Source organism: Klebsiella sp. 141240 (assembly GCF_050600805.1).
GTDB classification, from domain to species: domain Bacteria; phylum Pseudomonadota; class Gammaproteobacteria; order Enterobacterales; family Enterobacteriaceae; genus Klebsiella; species Klebsiella aerogenes.
Window position 1 is genome coordinate 56,972 of sequence record NZ_JAQIRK010000001.1, and the last position, 19,710, is coordinate 76,681.

Genomic DNA, 19,710 nt, shown 5'->3' on the forward strand with positions numbered 1-19,710 from the left:
CGCGGCCAGCTTAGCGATGGCCGCGCGTTCGAGAAGTGGAATCAGGATCGCTGCGTCCACTTCGTCACTTTCCCTCAAATGCCTATCTCCGTTATCATGTCTTCCTCATGCGATAACGACGACAATAACAAAATCGCACTCCATTAAAAATCAGGGACCTGGATAACACCCTATGAGCACAATCGACAATTTAGACGCCCATACCCCGATGATGCAGCAGTACCTGAAGCTGAAGGCTCAGCATCCGGAGATCCTGCTGTTTTACCGGATGGGCGACTTTTACGAGCTGTTTTATGACGACGCCAAACGCGCCTCGCAGCTGCTCGATATCTCGCTGACCAAACGCGGCGCTTCCGCGGGCGAACCGATTCCCATGGCCGGCATCCCCCACCACGCGGTGGAAAACTATCTGGCTAAACTGGTGAATCAGGGCGAGTCGGTCGCGATTTGCGAACAGATTGGCGATCCGGCTACCACCAAAGGGCCGGTAGAACGCAAAGTGGTACGCATCGTCACGCCGGGCACCATCAGCGATGAAGCGCTGCTGCAGGAGCGCCAGGATAACCTGCTGGCCGCCATCTGGCAGGACAGCAAGGGCTTCGGCTACGCGACGCTGGATATCAGCTCCGGGCGCTTTCGCCTGAGCGAACCGGCCGACCGCGAGACCATGGCGGCGGAACTACAACGTACCAATCCGGCGGAACTGCTGTATGCGGAAGATTTTGCCGAATCTTCACTGATTGAAGGCCGCCGCGGCCTGCGCCGTCGCCCGCTATGGGAGTTCGAAATAGACACCGCGCGCCAGCAGCTCAACCTGCAGTTCGGCACCCGCGATCTGGTGGGCTTCGGCGTTGAAAACGCCCCGCGCGGGCTGTGCGCCGCCGGCTGCCTGTTGCAGTACGTCAAAGATACCCAGCGCACCTCGCTGCCGCACATTCGTTCCATCACTATGGAACGCCAGCAGGACAGCATCATTATGGATGCCGCCACCCGTCGCAATCTGGAGATCACCCAGAATCTCGCCGGCGGCGTTGATAACACTCTTGCCTCGGTACTCGACTGCACGGTCACGCCGATGGGCAGCCGCATGCTCAAACGCTGGCTGCATATGCCGGTACGCGATACCGCGGTGCTGGTTGAACGCCAACAAACAATTGGCGCCTTACAAGAACGCTATACCGAGCTGCAGCCGGTGCTGCGTCAGGTCGGCGATCTCGAGCGTATTCTGGCGCGTCTGGCGCTGCGTACCGCCCGCCCGCGCGATTTAGCCCGTATGCGTCATGCCTTCCAGCAGCTGCCGCTGCTGCGCGAGCTGCTGGCCGACGTTGACTGTCAGCCGGTGCAACAGCTGCGCGAGAAAATGGGTGAGTTCGCCGAGCTACGCGAATTGCTGGAACGCGCGATCATCGACGCGCCGCCGGTACTGGTGCGTGACGGCGGCGTTATCGCTCCGGGTTATAATGAAGAGCTGGATGAGTGGCGAGCGCTGGCCGATGGCGCGACCGATTATCTCGACAAACTGGAAATCCGCGAACGTGAGCGCCTGGGCCTTGATACCCTGAAGGTCGGCTACAATGCCGTTCACGGTTACTACATCCAGATCAGCCGCAGCCAGAGCCAGCATGCGCCGATTCACTACGTGCGCCGCCAGACGCTGAAAAACGCCGAACGCTACATTATTCCGGAACTGAAGGAATACGAAGATAAGGTCCTGACTTCAAAAGGCAAGGCGCTGGCGCTGGAAAAACAGCTCTATGACGACCTGTTCGAAAAGCTGCTGCCGCATTTGGCCGACTTACAAATCAGCGCCAGCGCGCTGGCCGAGCTGGACGTACTGGTGAACCTCGCGGAACGCGCGGAAACCCTCAACTACTGCTGCCCGACCTTTATCGATAAACCCGGCATTCGCATTACCGAAGGCCGTCACCCGGTAGTGGAACAGGTACTGAAAGAGCCGTTTATCGCCAACCCGCTGCAGCTGGCGCCGCAGCGCCGCATGCTGATCATCACCGGGCCCAACATGGGCGGTAAAAGTACCTATATGCGCCAGACCGCGCTGATTGCGCTGCTGGCCTATATCGGCAGCTACGTGCCGGCGCAGAAGGTAGAAATTGGCCCGATCGACCGCATCTTTACCCGCGTCGGCGCGGCGGATGACCTGGCGAGCGGCCGTTCCACCTTCATGGTGGAGATGACCGAAACCGCCAATATTCTGCACAACGCCACCGAACACAGCCTGGTGCTGATGGACGAGATCGGCCGCGGTACGTCTACCTACGACGGTCTGTCGCTGGCGTGGGCCTGCGCGGAGAATCTGGCAAATAAGATCAAAGCGTTGACCCTGTTCGCTACCCACTACTTCGAGCTCACCCAGTTGCCGGAAAAAATGGAAGGCGTGGCCAACGTGCACCTCGATGCGCTGGAGCACGGCGATACCATCGCCTTTATGCACAGCGTGCAGGACGGCGCGGCCAGCAAGAGCTATGGCCTGGCGGTCGCCGCGCTGGCAGGGGTGCCGAAAGAAGTGATCAAACGCGCGCGACAGAAACTGCGCGAGCTGGAGAGCATTTCGCCAAATGCCGCCGCCACGCAGGTTGATGGTACGCAGATGTCGCTGCTCTCCGCGCCGGAAGAGACCTCACCGGCGCTGGAAGCGCTGGAGAATCTTGACCCGGATTCACTGAGCCCGCGTCAGGCGCTGGAGTGGATTTACCGCCTGAAAAGCCTGGTGTAATTAGCCGCTAAATAGCAAAAAGCCTGGCGTCATCGTCAGGCTTTTTGTTTTTAGCATCAGTTATATTGCAGGGTGATCGTCCCGGTGGCATTGGCGGTACCGGGGGTAATGGTTTCCCCTATTTTATGGTAGTTAGCCCGGAAGGTCAGAGTTTCATTGGCGGAAGCGCCGCCAGGGTTGGTCGCGTCAGCATAGGTACTAGCCGTGCCGGTATCTCCGGAAAAGGGAGTAGCGCCATCAGCGTCGGTCCCCGCAGACCAGGTTGAAGTGTCGCTGCGCTTTGAGTAAAAGATCGGTACCGTCTGGCCTGCGCTCATCAACACATAGAATCCGCCATTGGGAAGTTTTCTTTCCAGCTGTACCCCCACCCCCGTCGCCGTACTCCCGTCGCCATTATCGGATAGCGCAATAGTTGAGTTATCGCCGGACACCGTCGCCGCATTCATGGTCATCGAGACATTGGTTCCCGGCTCGCAGGTCAGATTGACGTTTTTTTCCGGACCGGAATAGACGTAGCCGGTACTATCAAATGCCGACACTTCGACATCCCCCATTGGGAAGTTGAGACTCGCCACATCCACCGTACAGCCCATCGCATGTACTTCAACCGTGGTGGTCGACAGCGTCAGCGTGGAGGCGATGTCGCCATCACTGCTATCAATACTCTGCGTTTCGCGATAGTCGACCCGCGCCAGCGGGCTCGGTACGTTAAACGTGCCGCTGGTTATCGGCCCGCCGGTGGCGATAATTTGCACCCGATAAGCGGAATTGTTGAGGGTGTGGTCGGAGCCCGCCCCGGCATCGTGTTCCTGCCAGCTGTTATCGATCGCCCGTTCGTCATCAAACGGACCCGCCTGATTAATGGTATAGACGCGAATACCGAGCCCGGTGGCGGTTGAGCCATTACTCAGCGGATAAACATTATCCTGCAGCGGGCTGGCAGTGGTTAACGCGCCGGCGTAGTGAAAGCCGACGTAATAGGTCCCCGCACAGTTCTTGATGGTTGTCGTGCCGCCGGACATATATCCGGAGTCATAAAGGATCTCGCCCGGCGCATAATTTTTACTGGAGACCAGTAGCTGCTGCGGCATCGCAACATAAGATTGCGATGGCGTGTCGTCGATACGATGACAAACCGCCTGGGCCGCCAGCGGAAACAGCCCCAACAATAACAGGGTGGCATATAAAAATTTTAACACGTTGTTTGCCTTAAATCGGGGTTAGTTATAGGTCACGTTCAACGTGACCGCGGAGCTGAATTTACCCGCCGTTGGGGCGCCATGAGGGGTGTACATGCGGGCAATAAATTTCAATGCGCCCGCGCCATTTTCAATGGGTACCGGATAACTCACCCCATTGGCCAGCGCCACGTGGATAGCTGGATAATCGAACAACTGCAATCCAACATCGGTAGCGCCATCGGCATCAGGCGTCACCTGATTGGCATAAATGACCGAGCCATAGGTCGAGTCTTCGGAATAGGGTGTGCCGGTGAAAGTGACGGTGGCCTGGCTGATTTCAGCAGTACAGCTGTCAAAACTGATGGTGACTGGAACGTTGCCGGTGTTACCGCCGGCAACAGAAAAGTCTCCTTTATAGTATTTCCCCAGATCTACGGTTTCAGGAGTGGTGACATTACAGGTCCCTGCGGCAATCCTGCCGTGAAAGGTAATATCACGTGTCTGCTGGAGATTATTATCCCGAGCCAGAGCTGGCATTGCGCTAACCAGCATCCCCGTTAAAAACAGAACAGCATATAAAAATTTTGACATCTCTCCTGCCTTTTATCAGGTAACTAGTTATAAACAACGTTCAGGGTGACGACGCTCTGGAACTCCCCGGTACCGGGGTTGTGGCCTGGGGTTGCCATTCTTGCGACAAAAATTATCTCACCGGCATGACTGTCTGACTCGAGAGTGACGTCATGACTCTGCCCGTTAGACATTTGCCAGTGATCCGCATCGGTTAATAATTCCAGTGCAACATCGGTTGCCCCGCCCCCCTCTGCCGTAATCCCGTTGGCAAAATAGAATGGCTGGGTTCCATCTACGGCACCGGTAAACGCTACCGTCGCTTTAGTCAGCGAGGGAGAACAGTTAGTGAAAGAGACGGTGAACGGGACATTGTCCGTGCTATCGCCCTCATTAATAAAATCCGTTGGCAGATAGGTTCCCAGTTCAACGGTCGCGGGATAGCTAACATTACAGCTGCCTGCCACAATATTCCCCGTGACGCTGAAGTTAATGACATCCTGTGTGTTGTACGCCAGCGCAGACGGCAGCCCGGCAACGAAGAGCAGGCCCGTCGCCGCCATGCGTCGGACGGTAGCAAAATGAAAGCGTGACATCAGTGAGCCCCCGGGACGGGATGACATATCCCGTTGATAAACAGAATATCGGCCTGCGACTTCGCGCCCGCCAGTGAGTAGTCAACGGCACACTGTTTGTTCGCCCCGTCGCCCCACTTGACCATCAGTTGCCCTTTATCGGCGAGACCAACCAGGTACACTTCGCCACTGTCGCCGACGATGCTGCTGCGGGTGTCGTCCGAATCATCACTGGTTTGCGTGACTACCGCGCCGAACGGCACCGACTTACCGTTGAAGATCAACGTCATCATCGCCTTCCGGCCAATCCAGGTGTTGTACTTCACGCGGACCACCGCGCCTTTGGTCGGCACCACGGTTTTGGCGACGTTATCAATGGCCGCAGTGGCATCGCTGGCCTCCACGGTATTGAGCGAAATCTGGTTACTGTGGTACGGACGCACGTACGGCACAATCGCATTACCAAAGTAGTCGGTATGGACGTTAGTCTGGCCATTGATCGGCACCCCGGAGACGCCCGGCGTTTCCACCAGCGCTACGCTGTCATTCAACTGACGGGCCAGGGTAATACCGCCGCTGTGAACCACCATTCCGCCGCGCAGGCTATAGTTCAGACGACGGCTGTAGTCGTCGTAGCTGTAACCGGCGGACACATCGGCATACGAGCTCTGGTAGCCGACGGTAACGTTGCCGTTGGTCGCTTCTGCATCGGCGTTATAGCCTTCCGATACCTGCCAGTTGAGCTGGTTTTGCTGCATTGCGGTGCCGGAAATACCGATGTTATGCGTGGTATCGCCGTGTTTGCTGCTGTTCATCGAGTAGTTAGCCGAAATCGACTGCGCCGCTTCACTATTGCTGAAGGCGCTGAACGGTACGCTAAAGTTAAGCGAGAAGACGTTATCGTCATCGTATTCATCGGAATCGTTGCCATAACCGCCATCAACGTTTTTCGTGTGCGCATAGTTCAGCGAGTACGATACCGGCCCCAGCGTGCTGCTGAAGCCGAGGTTCAGCGAGTCGGCGTGCTGGCTGTTCCAGTAGGAGGCGTCATACATGGTCAGGGATAACGTACCGAAAGGCAGCGTCTGCGAGATAGTCACGTCGAAACGGTTACGTTCGCGACCGTTATCGATGGCGCTGTTGCCCGGGTCCCAATCATTGAGGAAATCCTGGAACGACAGATAACCGCGGGTTGAGAATTTGTAGCCAGCCACCGCAATATCGGTGTTGGTCTGCTGCAGCGTCTTGCTGTAGCGCACGCGGTACGACTGGCCGCTATGGTGTTCCATCTGCCGTATATTGTCCGGCTGCGGGACATCCGCCCACGACTGTGAAATATCAAAAGAGAGCGCACCGGCGCTGCCGAGGTTAAAACCGGTACCGGCAATCAGGTTGGAGTATTTGTCTTCCGCCTGAATATAGCCGCCGTACAGCGTCACGCCTTTGCCGACGCCCCAGGCCGCCGATCCCTGGACAAAGTTAAAGTCTTCCGCCCGCGAATCCGAGCCGTCCTGGCGGGTTTTACCCGCCACCAGGCCATACTGCACCTGTCCTTCGCGCTGTAGCACCGGCAATGTGGCGTAAGGGACGATGAAGCTACTTTGCGAACCATCAGACTCCTTGATCACCACTTTCAGGTCGCCGGAGCTACCGGTCGGGTACATATCGCTGAATTCGAATGGCCCCGGCGGCACCGTAGCCTTATAGATGCTGTGTCCGTTCTGGTACACCGTGACCTCGGCGTTGCTGCGGGCGATACCGCGGATCACCGGCGCGAAGCCCTGCATGCTGTCCGGCTTCATATCATTATCGGAATACATCTGTACCCCGGTAAAACCCACGCTATCGAACACGCCGCCACGGGTGGTGCCCTGCCCGAGAACCAGTTGGCTTTTCAGAGATTTAATATCGCGGGAAGCGTAGGTGTACACCGAATCCCACTCACTTTCGGATTCAGAGTGGCTGTAGGTGGAATAGTTACGCAAACGCCACGCCCCCAGGTTCAGCCCCGGCTGTAGGCTGACGAACTGGTTGCTACTGTCCACGCCATTACGGTGGTGCAAATCCTGCTGACCAGAGACGCTGTAGTTAAGCAAACCGGCGGCAATACCTTCATCCCATCGTTCTGGCGAAACGTAGCCACGGGCGGTGTTGAGCAGGGCAACCTGCGGGATAGTGAGATCAAAGCGCTGATTCGCCAGATCCATTTTCTGTTCCAGACCCGGAATAGCCTGCAGGCTGGCGCACTCGCTGGCTTTGTCCTGTTCGCTAAAGTAGTTATCGACCCGCACATTCCAGGCTTTCAGCTCAGACACGCTCAGGCACGCTCCAACAACCTGCCCGGCGGTGGTGTTTTTGTCGTCCGACAGCTTGCGAAAGGAAATGGTTTTAGTATCCACCAGGCTACCGTTGATATAAATATCGACGTTATAGTCACCAGGCGGTACCTCATCTTTGGCAAACAGACTGAGATCCATCATTGGCGTCTCTGTACTATCCGTTTCCAAAAGACGAGGGTTAAAATGTTCCTGAGCAATGGCGCTGAAAGAACTGAAGGCAATACTGAGCCCCAGCCCTAAAGAAAGGACATAGGTATGCTTAACTTTTTCCATTATTACCCTGTATCCGTACGGGATACGTACCGTGCCGATTAATATGAAGAGACTTTGTCCTGACCTTTCACGCCGTAATCATTAATCAGCGACCAGGTCACTTTGCCGTGGGAGGGGATCTTCCCTTCGGAAATATTCAGCGTGGAGAACGGTGCGACAAAATATTGGCCGCTGAGCGCATGATTATTAATTTCTATGCGGGAGAAGTTCATATAAAACGGCGTCGGGTTATTGACCTGCACACCGCCGGCAGCCGGCTTCCATACCACTTTATTTGCACTGCTTTCCGGCGACTGGCCTTTGAGCGCAACCGGGCGATAGATCAGCTTAATTTTCGAATTGATGGCAATCTGCATGGTATTTTTGCCAGCAGAACTATCATCCGTAGCGGGAATACCTTTTACGTTTAGCCACAATAATGATTCGCGATCTTCCGGAACCGGCATCCCTGAACGAACAATACGGATCGACGCTTTTTTCCCGGCTTCGAGGCGAAACAGCGGCGGCGTAATAATCATAGTTTCTTTTTTCAGCGCGCTACCTTCGGCGGGACTGACCCAGGATTGCACAAGATTGGTAACTTTGTCCGAGTTTTCCACGGATAACGAGGCGGCCTGATGGGAGCCGTCAAAAATCACCCGCGTTCCGCCGGTAACGATACTGGCAGACGCATTCAGGCTGGCAACGGCGGCCACACAAAAAACAAAAGCTGCGATGGGTTTCATTATGCACTCACAAAAATATAAGGAGGGTTTCCCCTCCTTCAGGATTAGTTATAACGGACGTTATAGGTCACGACGGACTGAACCGTACCAGCAACAGCCTGATCAACAGCAATCATCGATGCGGTGTAGGTCTCGGTAGCAGAGCCAGAGTCCAGGGTAATAGGATCGTTGTCTGCATTGTTCTTCACGATGGTGCCATTAGAACCGCCTTGCTTCAGTTGAACGGCAACGTTTTGTGCAGCAGTGACGCCAACCCCACTGGCAGTATTCGCGAAGTACGAGTCATCACCAGCCACCGGGTCAACCGGCGCAGAGAAGACAATATTGACATTGGACGCAGTCGGGCACTGGTCCAGATTAAAAACGAACTGTTTCGGCGCGCCGAGGTCACCTTTTGCTACCAAATCAGTTGCTGCCACGCTGCCCAGTTCAACGGTTGCATCCGGAGTACCGCCATCAACAGTGATGTTGCAACCCGTCTCCAGCACTTCACCGTTAAAGGTAATGGTGTTAGATGCCATCGCTGCCGCGCTCATGCCAAAAGTCAGAACCAGAGCTGCGCCGATTTTAGTAAGTTTCATTCTTTAATATCCCAATAAAAATAATAAACATCGCAATTATTAACGCTGTCATCATGACAATCGAAAAGCATTATCACCAAACGCCCATTAAATAATGCACGTTCAGTGATAATGCTTATTAACTCGCTTCGACAAAAATGGACGTTAATATGTATTTCTAAATACTCGTTCGAGTCCATATTTAGACTACAAGATATTTACAGATTGATTCAAACTGGATGTATTTAATTAAAAACTTACGGAGGGTTGACTGTTTGAAAAAACGACCAGGGAGAAGCAAAAATGAGTAATGATAGCTGACAAGATGTGAATTATAACCATTAATGATTACGTCATTAGTTATAATCTAATTAAAAATACTTGTCACGCCCTTTAATTCTAAATAAAAAGGCCCGGAATATCCGGGCCAGTCATTTAACGCTTATCTTTCGCCAACAGCGGTGGAATATGCGGTACCTGCGGCGCCTCATCAATATCTTTCTGCGTCATGCGGAACGCTTGCGGATAATGTTCGCGGCTGGTACGACGCAGCGGTTCGGTATTACGCCAGGTATAGAGGCAGTGCTGGCACTGATAAACGATCCATACCCCTTTTACCGGCGACGTCGCCATCACTTCAATTTGTTCATCAGCGCAACGTGGACAAATCATCTTCTTCTCCTTATTTACGGTTGGCCAACATGGCGGTCAGTTTTTCAGCCCAGGCTTTGGTTTCCGGTAAATCCTGCACCGGCTGGCTGTAGTGACCGCGAAGGTCCGGCGCAACCGGAGTGGTGGCGTCGATAATCAATTTGTCGGTGATCCCCGCCGGGCTGGAACCAGGATCAAGCTCCAGTACCGACATGTTCGGCAACTGCACCAGGTCGCCCGCCGCGTTGACCTTCGAGGAGAGCGCCCACATCACCTGCGGCAGGTTGAACGGATCGACATCTTCATCGACCATAATGACCATTTTCACGTAGCCGAGTCCGTGCGGGGTAGTCATCGCCCGTAATCCCACCGCGCGAGCAAAACCGCCGTAGCGTTTTTTGGTGGAGATAATCGCCAGCAGGCCATGGGTGTACATGGCGTTGACCGCCTGCACCTCCGGGAACTCGGCTTTCAGCTGCTGGTACAGCGGCACGCAGGTCGCCGGGCCCATCAGGTAGTCGATTTCGGTCCACGGCATTCCGAGATACAACGATTCAAAAATCGGTTTTGTGCGATAAGAGACTTTATCGATACGCACCACCGTCATATTGCGGCCGCCTGAGTAGTGGCCGGTGAACTCGCCGAACGGCCCTTCAATTTCACGCTTGCGCCCTTCAATCACCCCTTCAAGGATCACTTCCGAGCCCCAGGGTACGTCAAAGCCGGTCAGCGGCGCGGTGGCGATGGGATACGGGCTTTCGCGCAGCGCGCCCGCCATCTCATATTCTGACTGGTCATATTTCAGCGGTGTGGCGCCCATCAGGGTAATAATCGGGTCGTTACCCAGAGTGATGGCAATGGGCAGATCCTCACCGCGCTCTTCCGCTTTATGCAGATGCAGCGCAATATCGTGCATCGGTACCGGCTGCAGGCCCAGCTTGCGCTTGCCTTTCACTTCCATCCGGTAAATGCCGACGTTCTGTTTACCGAAGTTGTCCGGGTCAAGCGGATCGCGAGAAACCACGCAGGCTTTGTCGAGATAGAAACCACCGTCGCCATCGTTCAGGCGGAACAACGGCAGAATATCGAACAGGTTGATATCGTCGCCATCAACGGTGTTTTCCGCCCACGCTGGATTAGCGCGACGCTCCGGCGTTACCGGGAATTTATCCCAGCGGCGAATAAATTCATCAATCTGTTTTTTCACCGGCGTGTTTGGCGGCAGCCCCAGCGAAATCGCGTGGTTTTGCCAGGAACCGATGGTGTTCATGGCGACACGGGCATCGGTAAAGCCGCGAATGTTATCGAACCACAGCGCTGGCGCGCCGTCACCGATGCGCCCTGTGGCGTTAGCGGCAGCGGCGAGATCCGGCTCGGCATTCACCTCTTCGCTGATTTTTAGTAGTTGCCCCTGCTCATCCAGCGCCTGCAAAAAGCTGCGTAAATCATCAAAAGCCATGACTAATTCTCCTGTGATAAATTCTCGACCGCGCGCAGGCCGTTCCAGCGGCGCGCTTTGCGGTATTCGAGACCGAACTGATCCAACACCCGGGTCACGATATGGTTGGTAATATCCTCCACCGTTTCCGGGTGGTTGTAGTAGGCAGGCATCGGCGGCACCATCGCCACGCCCATGCGCGACAGCGCCAGCATGTTCTCCAGATGAATGGTGCTCAGCGGCATTTCACGCGGCACCAGAACCAGCTTGCGCCCCTCTTTCAGCACGACGTCCGCCGCGCGGCCGACTAACCCTTCCGCATAGCCTGCGCGGATACCTGCCAGCGTTTTCATGCTGCACGGGATAACAATCATGCCGTCGGTACGAAACGATCCTGATGAGATGGTCGCGGCCTGATCCGCCGGGCTATGGCAGAAGTCCGCCAGCGCGGCGACTTCACGAGCGCTATAGGGCGTTTCCAGCTCAATAGTGGTTTTTGCCCATTTCGACATCACCAGGTGCGTTTCCACATCCGGCATTTCGTTCAGCGCTTGCAATAGCGCGACGCCCAACGGCGCGCCGGTCGCCCCGGTCATCCCAATAATCAGTTTCATTCACTACCTCACACATTGTTCGTATACGAACCTTTGTGTTAAAACTACGCTCATTTTTACGGGATCTCAATATCGTTCGCATACGATCCGCATCAATAATCAAAAAAATGAGATGTGAAAAGAAGCCGTAAATGCGGCTATCATAAAGGTGATATTTTTGTGACGGAGTGTTCATGGAGTTACGTAACGAGGCGTTCCACCTTCTGCGCCAGCTTTTTCAACAGCACACCGCGCGCTGGCAACATGAATTACCGGAACTGACCAAGCCGCAATACGCGGTGATGCGCTCGGTCGCCGAACATCCTGGTATCGAGCAGGTGACGCTTATCGAAGCGGCCGTCAGCACGAAAGCGACGCTGGCGGAGATGCTAAGCCGGATGGAAAAACGCGGGCTGGTGCGCCGCGAACACGATCCGAGCGATAAACGTCGCCGCTTTGTCTATCTGACGAATGAAGGACAGGCGCTGCTCGCAAATTCCATGCCGCAGGGCAACCGTGTCGATGAAGAGTTTTTGAGCCGCCTTAACGAAGAGGAGCGCGCGCAGTTTTCCCGGCTGGTGCTGAAAATGATGGAAAGTAAAACCGCGGATTAAGCGGTTCGCTCGCGCAGAAAATCGATAAATGCCCGGACCTTGGTTGGCACATGCTGCGCGTCCGGGTAGACGGCGTATACCCCCTGAGAGGGAAAAATATACTCCGGCAATACCCGCACTAGCTCCTGCCGCGCGATGGCTTCAGCCACCAGCCACTCCGGGAGCAGCGCCACCCCGCTTCCCGCCAGCGCAAAGCCCATTAACGCTTGTGCGCTATCGGCTGAGATCCGCGGTGGTTGCGTAATTTCAAAAGCGATCGATTGCCCTTCGACGGTCAGGAGCTGCCAGCGTAGCGGGGTCGCTAAGCGCTCGTTAACAATCCACTCCGCCTGCGCCAGGTCGGCAAGCGTGCGCAGCGGATGTTTATCCAGCAAAACCGGCGAGGCCACGGGCACGATGGCGAAACGCGAAATCCGAGCCGCGTGATAGCGCGAATCGGCCAGGGTCCCGAGGCGTATCGCGACATCAAAACGTTCAGAGATCAAATCCGCGTGATAAGACGATGAGACGTGACGCACCCGCAGCGCCGGATGTTGACGAGCAAATTCCGCCAGCGCCGGGATGATCACCTGCGCGCCATATTCCGGGGTGGTGGTGATCCGCAGTTCACCACTTAACCCGGTGTGGCTGGCGCGCACCTCGTCCTGTAAATTCTCCGCGGCTTTCAGCAGCCCAACGCCGCGCTGGTAAAACACCGCCCCGGCTTCGGTGAGCGTTAACCGGCGCGTCGAACGCAGCAGCAACGTCACACCCAGCTCACTCTCAAGCTGGCGAACGTTAAAACTGACCACCGCTTTGGTCTGCCCAAGCGCCGTCGCCGCGGCGGTAAAGCTCCCGGCATCAACAACGGCGACAAACATGGTAACGCGCTGCAGGTTTAGCATTTGAATAGTGCTTATTGTCAAAAATTTTTAGACAGTATATCCCTGAAAAGCGCGTTTATCCGCCCCTGAGGCGCGGTTTACAGTAATCGCCTGCATTGCCTGCAGCTTAACCTGGAGTAAACATGAACCCATGGATCCAAGAAGTTATCGACGCCCACGTAATCATTGAACAATGGTTGGGCCGAAAAGAAGGTAGCGCGCAAGCGCTGATGAGCCGCTTTGCGCAAGAATTTACAATGGTCCCTATCAGCGGCGCAAAGATGGATTACCCAACGGTAAGCGGCTTTTTCCATAGCGCTGGCGGCAGTCGCCCGGGATTAAGTATCGTGGTTGATAATGCGCAGGTGTTGAGCGAATGGCATGACGGCGGCGCGGTGCTGTACCGCGAAAGCCAGACCCTGCCGGAACAAGGCGAAGTCGTGCGCTGGTCGACGGCGATATTTCAACGCATTGAGGGAAAAATCCTCTGGCGTCACCTGCAGGAAACCCGTATCGGTTAATACAAAGGAAAAGGCCCAATCGCTGGATTGGGCCTTTTTGAGAGAAAACGATTTATTCGCGGAATAGCGCTTCGATGTTTAGCCCCTGTCCCTGCAGGATCTCCCGCAGGCGGCGCAGGCCTTCCACCTGAATCTGACGCACGCGTTCGCGGGTCAGGCCGATTTCACGACCCACATCTTCAAGCGTTGCGGCTTCATATCCCAGCAGCCCGAAACGACGAGCCAGTACTTCGCGCTGTTTGGCGTTCAGTTCGAACAGCCATTTGACGATGCTTTGTTTCATATCATCGTCCTGCGTGGTGTCTTCCGGGCCGTTGTCTTTTTCATCGGCCAGAATATCCAGCAGCGCTTTTTCTGAATCACCGCCCAGCGGGGTATCCACTGAGGTAATGCGCTCGTTCAGACGCAGCATACGGCTAACGTCATCAACCGGTTTATCCAGCTGTTCGGCTATCTCTTCGGCGCTTGGCTCGTGGTCCAGCTTATGCGACAACTCGCGCGCGGTACGCAGATAAACGTTCAGCTCTTTCACAATATGGATAGGCAAACGAATGGTACGGGTTTGGTTCATAATCGCCCGTTCAATCGTTTGACGGATCCACCAGGTGGCGTAGGTTGAAAAACGGAACCCACGCTCCGGGTCAAACTTCTCAACTGCGCGGATCAGGCCGAGGTTACCTTCTTCAATCAGATCCAGCAGCGCCAGACCACGATTGCTGTAACGACGAGCAATCTTCACCACCAGACGCAGGTTACTTTCAATCATGCGACGGCGTGAAGCAACATCTCCACGTAGTGCGCGACGGGCGAAATAGACTTCCTCTTCGGCCGTCAGCAGCGGGGAATAACCAATCTCACCAAGATACAGCTGTGTCGCATCGAGAACGCGTTGGGTGGCGCCTTGCGACAGCAGCTCTTCCTCAGCCAGATCGCTATCACTGGGTTCCTCTTCTACTAAGGCTTTCTCGTCGAAAACCTCCATTCCGTTCTCATCAAATTCCGCGTCTTCATTTAAATCATGAACTTTCAGCGTATTCTGACTCATAAAGGTGGCTCCTACCCGTGATCCCTGAGCAAAGCACCTTCCGCGACCCATCACTAAACGACGCCGGAGTTATCCTCTTTATACCTCCACTGAAGGAGGCATATCGCGACCGCCCTGGCGCCTTTCATGGTGTTACGCTTATCCGTACTTTGCCAAATTATCGCTGCGGTAAGTACTGCAGCGGGTTGACGGATTTCCCCTTGTAACGAATTTCAAAATGTAATCTTGTTGAGCTGGTTCCGGTGCTACCCATGGTAGCGATTTTCTGCCCCGCTTTGACTTCCTGTTGCTCCCGAACCAGCATGGTATCGTTATGAGCGTAGGCACTCAGGTAATCATCGTTGTGTTTGATGATAATAAGATTACCGTAACCGCGCAGTGCGTTACCGGCATAGACGACGCGCCCATCGGCGGTCGCGACAATAGCCTGTCCTTTACTGCCTGCAATGTCGATACCTTTATTGCCGCCTTCCGCGCCGCTAAAGTTCTCGATAACCTTGCCATCAGTCGGCCAGCGCCATGATGAGATCGGCGAACTGGTAGACGTACTGCTTGCAGTCGGTTGGGTTGTGCTAACGGTTGATGGCGCCGTAACCGGAGCGACCGTTGTTGTGGTCGTTGCTGGTTTATTATTCGGCAACATCTTAGTAGCACTCTGTTCACCTGAAGATTCAGAATACGTAATAGTCGGTTGTGACGCAACCACTGCGGTGGATTTTTGTGCAGAAGTTGTGGTGGCCGTCGCACCGCCGCTTGCCTGCGCGCTAGCCTGAGATACCGGGTTTTCGCCGGTGATCGGCTGGCCTGCGGAGTTGCCGACCTGCAGCACCTGGCCCACGTTCAGCGCGTACGGCGCCGGGACGTTGTTGCGTTCCGCAAGGTCGCGGAAATCGTTGCCGGTGACCCAGGCGATATAGAACAGGGTATCGCCGCGCTTAACGGTATAGGTACTGCCGCCGGTATAGCTACCTTTCGGAATATCGCCATATTTACGGTTGTAAACAATCTTACCGTTCACCGTCTGCACCGGTTGTTGAGCCATCGGCTGAACCTGAGTCGGCTGGGTCTGAATTGGCTGGGTCTGCATCGGTTGAATCGGCTGAGCCGGAGGAACTTGCTGCGCGCCGGAGGATGGCGGTGTAATCAGCATCCCGGAATTGGTGCTGGAGGACGCAGCGCCGCTTGCCGAATTCACCGGCGCAGGCGGATTATTGGTATTTGTACACCCGGCCAGCCAGAGTGAAACCAGTGACAACGCCGCAATACGGCTTACGGTAAATTTTGGGCTTCCCGCGCTCATTTATCCCCCAGGAATATGTTAACTGCCAATATCTTGCTTACCGGGCAGCGCCCGGCCAGGACACTGAAAAATGTGTCCACCCTACGCCTAAACTTAGGCAAAAAAAACCTGGAATAATCCGGGTTCAGGCCAGTTCCCCTCTGACGAGCGGAACAAAGCGAACGGCCTCGACGGTATCGATGAAAAATTCGCCGCCGCGGCGACGGATCCGCTTCAGGTACTGATGTTCTTCACCGACCGGCAAAACCAGCACGCCGCCTTCATCAAGCTGCGCCATCAGCGCGGCCGGAATTTCCGGCGGCGCGGCGGTGACGATAATCGCGTCAAAAGGCGCGCGAGCCTGCCAACCCTGCCATCCATCGCCATGACGGGTTGAAACATTATGTAAATCAAGTTGTTTAAGTCGCCGACGCGCCTGCCACTGCAGGCTCTTAATCCGCTCAACCGAGCAGACGTGGTGCACGAGGTGCGCCAGGATCGCCGTCTGATAGCCGGAGCCGGTGCCGATTTCCAGCACCTTTGAGTCCGGCGTCAGTTCCAGAAGCTCCGTCATCCGCGCCACCATATAGGGCTGCGAGATAGTTTGCCCCTGGCCAATCGGCAGCGCGGTGTTTTCCCACGCCTTATGTTCAAAGGCTTCATCAACGAATTTCTCGCGCGGAACCTGCGCGATTGCCTCGAGGACTCGCTCATCGACGATGCCCTGAGTACGTAGCTGATTCAACAAACTTTCAACACGTTTACTTACCATTGCGTATCAACCCCGACGCGTTCTAACCAATCGGTTACCACCTCATGTGCCTGATGAGCGGTTAAATCGACATGCAATGGCGTGACGGAAACATAGCCTTCATCCACCGCCGCAAAATCGGTTCCCGGCCCGGCATCGCGCTTATCGCCCGGCGGGCCGATCCAGTACAGCGTATTGCCGCGCGGATCTTTTTGCGGAATGACCTGGTCGGCCGGATGCCGGTTGCCGCAGCGGGTCACGCGAATGCCTTTGATTTGCTCGAGGGGAAGATCCGGCACGTTGATGTTGAGGATCCGCCCGGTACGCAGCGGCTCGCGGCTTAACGCGCGCAAAATCGTGCACGTCACTGCCGCCGCGGTATCGTAATGTTGATAGCCGTTCAGCGAAACGGCAAGGGCGGGAAAACCAAGATGGCGGCCTTCCATCGCCGCCGCAACGGTACCGGAATAGATAACGTCATCGCCAAGATTGGGGCCCGCGTTGATTCCAGAGACCACAATATCCGGGCGCGGACGCATCAGCGCGTTAACGCCAAGATAAACGCAGTCGGTCGGCGTGCCCATCTGGACGGCGATATCGCCATTTTCAAAGGTGAACGTGCGTAGAGAAGACTCCAGCGTGAGCGAATTTGAGGCGCCGCTGCGATTACGATCGGGTGCAACAACCTGGACCTCGGCAAATTCGCGTAAGGCCTTCGCCAGGGTTTGGATCCCCGGCGCGTGGATACCGTCATCGTTACTCAGCAATATTCGCATAGTCACCCGTTGTATTGATAAGTTCCCTTACCACGCTGGTGGCAAAACTTCCCGCTGGCAGCCAGAAGCGCAGTTCAACAGTGACATCATCCCACCAGTTCCAGCACAATTGCTGCGGATACAGCAGCATCGCCCGGCGCGCGGCTTCGACTTTTTCGCGCGCCAGCAGCGCCTGTAGCGACGTTTCTTCGGCTATCGCGGCTTGCTCGGCGGCCAGCGCGTCGCGTTGGCTGCCCCAGTCGCCGCTGCCCGGCAGCGCAGCGGTAATCATCAGCTCGCGGTTATCGACCCGCGCCTGCAATTCCGCCAACTCTTCGGTGGTTGCCACAAACCAGCTTCCGCGCCCCGCTAATTGTAGCGCATCGCCATCAACAACCTGATTAAATTCCGTTTTTTTTAATCTAATTGCAACTTGCTGATTAAACAACGCGCTGCGTGCCGCCGACAACCAAAAACTACGTTTATTGCGATCGCGCACCGGCTCGCCGCTCTCGGCCCAGCGCAATGCGCCCTGCAGGTTACTGCCGCCGATACCGAAGCGCTGCGCGCCGAAATAATTCGGCACGCCGGCGGCGGCTATCGCCTGCAAGCGCTTTTCGACATCGTCGCGATCGCTGATTTCCCGCAGGATCAGCGTGAACTGGTTGCCCTTCAGCGCGCCTAAACGCAGCTTACGCTTATGGCGGGCATACTCCAGCACCTGGCAGCCTTCGAGCTGAAACTTGCTCAGATCCGGCATCTCTTTGCCCGGCACGCGGGCGCACAGCCACTGTTCGGTGACAGCGTGCTTATCTTTTTGCCCGGCAAAGCTCACTTCGCGCGCATGGATTTTAAGGAATTTCGCCAGCGCGTCGGCAACGAAACGGGTGTTGCAGCCATTTTTCAGAATCCGCACCAGCACATGTTCGCCTTCGCCATCAGGGGCGAAACCGAGGTCTTCGACCACCAGAAAGTCTTCCGGATTAGCCTTCAGCCGCCCCTGGCTGAGCGGCTTGCCGTGCAGGTATGTTAAGTCATCAAAGGCGATCATTGCGCAGCCTTACGCAGCAGCGCCACCGCTTCACAGGCGATGCCTTCGCCACGGCCGGTGAAGCCAAGCTTCTCGGTGGTGGTCGCTTTCACATTGACGTCGTCCATATGGCAGCCGAGATCTTCGGCGATAAACACGCGCATCTGCGGGATATGCGGCAGCATTTTTGGCGCCTGGGCGATGATGGTGACGTCAACGTTGCCAAGGGTATATCCCTTAGCCTGAATCCGCCGCCACGCTTCACGCAGCAGCTCCCGGCTATCCGCGCCTTTAAAGGCCGGATCGGTATCCGGGAACAGTTTACCGATGTCGCCGAGCGCCGCGGCGCCCAGCAGCGCGTCGGTCAGCGCATGTAGCGCGACGTCGCCATCGGAATGGGCGAGCAGCCCTTTCTCATAAGGAATACGTACCCCGCCAATAATAATTGGCCCTTCACCGCCAAAAGCGTGTACGTCAAAACCATGTCCAATTCGCATTAAGCCTTCTCCTGGTGTCGGGAACGGGTAAGGTAAAATTCGGCCAGCGCCAGATCTTCCGGGCGCGTTACTTTAATATTATCAGCTCGTCCGGCGACCAATTCGGGATGGAAGCCGCAGTACTCCAGCGCCGACGCTTCATCGGTGATGGTCGCGCCTTCATCCAGCGCGCGCGTCAGGCAGTCAAATAGCAGTTCACGCGGGAAAAATTGCGGCGTCAGCGCATGCCATAAATCATTGCGTTCAACGGTATGGGCGATCGCGGTTTTGCCCGGTTCGGCACGCTTCATGGTATCGCGCACCGGCGCCGCCAGTATGCCGCCGACGCGGCTGGTTGCGCTCAGCGCCAGCAGTCGCGAGAGATCGTCCTGATGCAGGCACGGCCGCGCGGCATCATGAACCAGCACCCATTGCGCATCCGCTAACGCTTTCAGCCCCGCCAGTACCGAATCGGCACGCTCGGCGCCGCCGTCAACGACGGTGACCTGCGGATGGTGGGCTAAGGGAAGTTGACTAAAGCGGATATCGCCGGGGCTAACGGCGATGACCACTCGCTGAACGCGCTCGTTCGCCAGCAGCGCGGCGACCGAATGTTCGAGAATCGTTTTGTTACCGATTGAGAGATATTGTTTCGGGCACTCCGTTTGCATACGGCGGCCAAAACCGGCTGCCGGCACCACGGCGCAAACGCCCGGAAAAGTGGCTGCCATATTGTC

General features: G+C 55.9%; 20 protein-coding genes. 3 read left to right on the forward strand and 17 right to left on the reverse strand.

From position 1 onward, the window contains the following. The first annotated feature begins 172 nt into the window (after positions 1-172). Complete coding sequence (mutS, locus tag PGQ95_RS00290; protein WP_430916645.1) at positions 173-2,734, forward strand: DNA mismatch repair protein MutS; 2,562 nt, start codon at positions 173-175, stop codon at positions 2,732-2,734. A 56-nt stretch (positions 2,735-2,790) separates the two neighbouring features. Here mutS and PGQ95_RS00295 read toward each other — a convergent pair whose 3' ends face one another. The 9 genes from PGQ95_RS00295 to PGQ95_RS00335 all read right to left on the reverse strand — a co-directional run bounded on the left by PGQ95_RS00295 (position 2,791) and on the right by PGQ95_RS00335 (position 11,660). Then, on the reverse strand, positions 2,791-3,933 hold the full coding sequence (locus PGQ95_RS00295; protein WP_430916647.1) for a type 1 fimbrial protein: 1,143 nt from the start codon (positions 3,931-3,933) through the stop codon (positions 2,791-2,793). 21 nt (positions 3,934-3,954) lie between these two features. After that, positions 3,955-4,506 (reverse strand): fimbrial protein, encoded by a 552-nt coding sequence (locus PGQ95_RS00300; RefSeq protein ID WP_213317180.1) that lies wholly within the window; start codon positions 4,504-4,506, stop codon positions 3,955-3,957. A gap of 23 nt (positions 4,507-4,529) precedes the next feature. After that, complete coding sequence (locus tag PGQ95_RS00305) at positions 4,530-5,081, reverse strand: fimbrial protein (RefSeq protein WP_087858568.1); 552 nt, start codon at positions 5,079-5,081, stop codon at positions 4,530-4,532. Continuing rightward, the gene (locus PGQ95_RS00310; protein WP_430916649.1) at positions 5,081-7,672 is read right to left on the reverse strand and encodes a fimbria/pilus outer membrane usher protein; all 2,592 of its coding nucleotides are present in this window, start codon (positions 7,670-7,672) and stop codon (positions 5,081-5,083) included. Before PGQ95_RS00310 ends, PGQ95_RS00305 begins: the two co-directional genes overlap by 1 nt. 38 nt (positions 7,673-7,710) lie before the next feature. Continuing rightward, complete coding sequence (locus PGQ95_RS00315; protein ID WP_015703286.1) at positions 7,711-8,397, reverse strand: fimbria/pilus periplasmic chaperone; 687 nt, start codon at positions 8,395-8,397, stop codon at positions 7,711-7,713. A gap of 44 nt (positions 8,398-8,441) precedes the next feature. Then, entirely contained in the window at positions 8,442-8,978 is a 537-nt protein-coding gene (locus PGQ95_RS00320) for a fimbrial protein (protein ID WP_015703287.1), read from the reverse strand. Positions 8,979-9,392: 414 nt separating this feature from the next. After that, positions 9,393-9,629, reverse strand: a complete 237-nt coding sequence (locus PGQ95_RS00325; RefSeq protein ID WP_430916651.1) for a non-oxidative hydroxyarylic acid decarboxylases subunit D — start codon at positions 9,627-9,629, stop codon at positions 9,393-9,395. Between the two features lie 10 nt (positions 9,630-9,639). Beyond that, positions 9,640-11,067, reverse strand: a complete 1,428-nt coding sequence (locus PGQ95_RS00330) for a non-oxidative hydroxyarylic acid decarboxylases subunit C (RefSeq protein WP_430916653.1) — start codon at positions 11,065-11,067, stop codon at positions 9,640-9,642. A 2-nt stretch (positions 11,068-11,069) separates the two neighbouring features. Then, positions 11,070-11,660 carry a non-oxidative hydroxyarylic acid decarboxylases subunit B gene (locus PGQ95_RS00335; RefSeq protein ID WP_087858571.1) on the reverse strand — a complete coding sequence of 197 codons (591 nt, stop codon included), beginning with the start codon at positions 11,658-11,660 and terminating at the stop codon, positions 11,070-11,072. A gap of 173 nt (positions 11,661-11,833) precedes the next feature. On the opposite strand from PGQ95_RS00335, the gene PGQ95_RS00340 reads away from it, so the two are divergent. After that, positions 11,834-12,253: a MarR family winged helix-turn-helix transcriptional regulator gene (locus PGQ95_RS00340; RefSeq protein WP_213317175.1), complete on the forward strand. Its 420-nt coding sequence runs from the start codon at positions 11,834-11,836 to the stop codon at positions 12,251-12,253. Here the strand turns inward: PGQ95_RS00340 and PGQ95_RS00345 are convergent. Beyond that, on the reverse strand, positions 12,250-13,137 hold the full coding sequence (locus PGQ95_RS00345; protein ID WP_430916656.1) for a LysR family transcriptional regulator: 888 nt from the start codon (positions 13,135-13,137) through the stop codon (positions 12,250-12,252). The genes PGQ95_RS00340 and PGQ95_RS00345 overlap by 4 nt on opposite strands. Before the next feature lie 122 nt (positions 13,138-13,259). Here PGQ95_RS00345 and PGQ95_RS00350 point away from each other — a divergent pair, with 122 nt between their 5' ends. Next, positions 13,260-13,637 (forward strand): DUF4440 domain-containing protein, encoded by a 378-nt coding sequence (locus tag PGQ95_RS00350; protein WP_015703291.1) that lies wholly within the window; start codon positions 13,260-13,262, stop codon positions 13,635-13,637. A 52-nt stretch (positions 13,638-13,689) separates the two neighbouring features. On the opposite strand, the gene rpoS is transcribed toward PGQ95_RS00350, so the two are convergent. The 7 genes from rpoS to ispD form a co-directional block, all read right to left on the reverse strand. Further along, positions 13,690-14,682 (reverse strand): RNA polymerase sigma factor RpoS, encoded by a 993-nt coding sequence (gene rpoS, locus PGQ95_RS00355; protein WP_015703292.1) that lies wholly within the window; start codon positions 14,680-14,682, stop codon positions 13,690-13,692. A gap of 157 nt (positions 14,683-14,839) precedes the next feature. Beyond that, positions 14,840-15,982: a murein hydrolase activator NlpD gene (gene nlpD / locus PGQ95_RS00360; RefSeq protein ID WP_045361378.1), complete on the reverse strand. Its 1,143-nt coding sequence runs from the start codon at positions 15,980-15,982 to the stop codon at positions 14,840-14,842. Positions 15,983-16,106: 124 nt separating this feature from the next. Beyond that, complete coding sequence (locus PGQ95_RS00365) at positions 16,107-16,733, reverse strand: protein-L-isoaspartate(D-aspartate) O-methyltransferase (protein ID WP_087858575.1); 627 nt, start codon at positions 16,731-16,733, stop codon at positions 16,107-16,109. Beyond that, on the reverse strand, positions 16,727-17,488 hold the full coding sequence (surE, locus tag PGQ95_RS00370; RefSeq protein ID WP_015369987.1) for a 5'/3'-nucleotidase SurE: 762 nt from the start codon (positions 17,486-17,488) through the stop codon (positions 16,727-16,729). Before surE ends, PGQ95_RS00365 begins: the two co-directional genes overlap by 7 nt. Further along, positions 17,469-18,518 (reverse strand): tRNA pseudouridine(13) synthase TruD, encoded by a 1,050-nt coding sequence (gene truD, locus PGQ95_RS00375; protein ID WP_430916658.1) that lies wholly within the window; start codon positions 18,516-18,518, stop codon positions 17,469-17,471. The genes surE and truD overlap by 20 nt, the downstream gene beginning before the upstream one ends. Next, positions 18,515-18,994, reverse strand: a complete 480-nt coding sequence (gene ispF / locus PGQ95_RS00380) for a 2-C-methyl-D-erythritol 2,4-cyclodiphosphate synthase (protein ID WP_015703296.1) — start codon at positions 18,992-18,994, stop codon at positions 18,515-18,517. The genes truD and ispF overlap by 4 nt, the downstream gene beginning before the upstream one ends. Then, positions 18,994-19,704 carry a 2-C-methyl-D-erythritol 4-phosphate cytidylyltransferase gene (gene ispD, locus PGQ95_RS00385; RefSeq protein ID WP_047039060.1) on the reverse strand — a complete coding sequence of 237 codons (711 nt, stop codon included), beginning with the start codon at positions 19,702-19,704 and terminating at the stop codon, positions 18,994-18,996. Before ispD ends, ispF begins: the two co-directional genes overlap by 1 nt. Positions 19,705-19,710 lie beyond the last annotated feature (6 nt).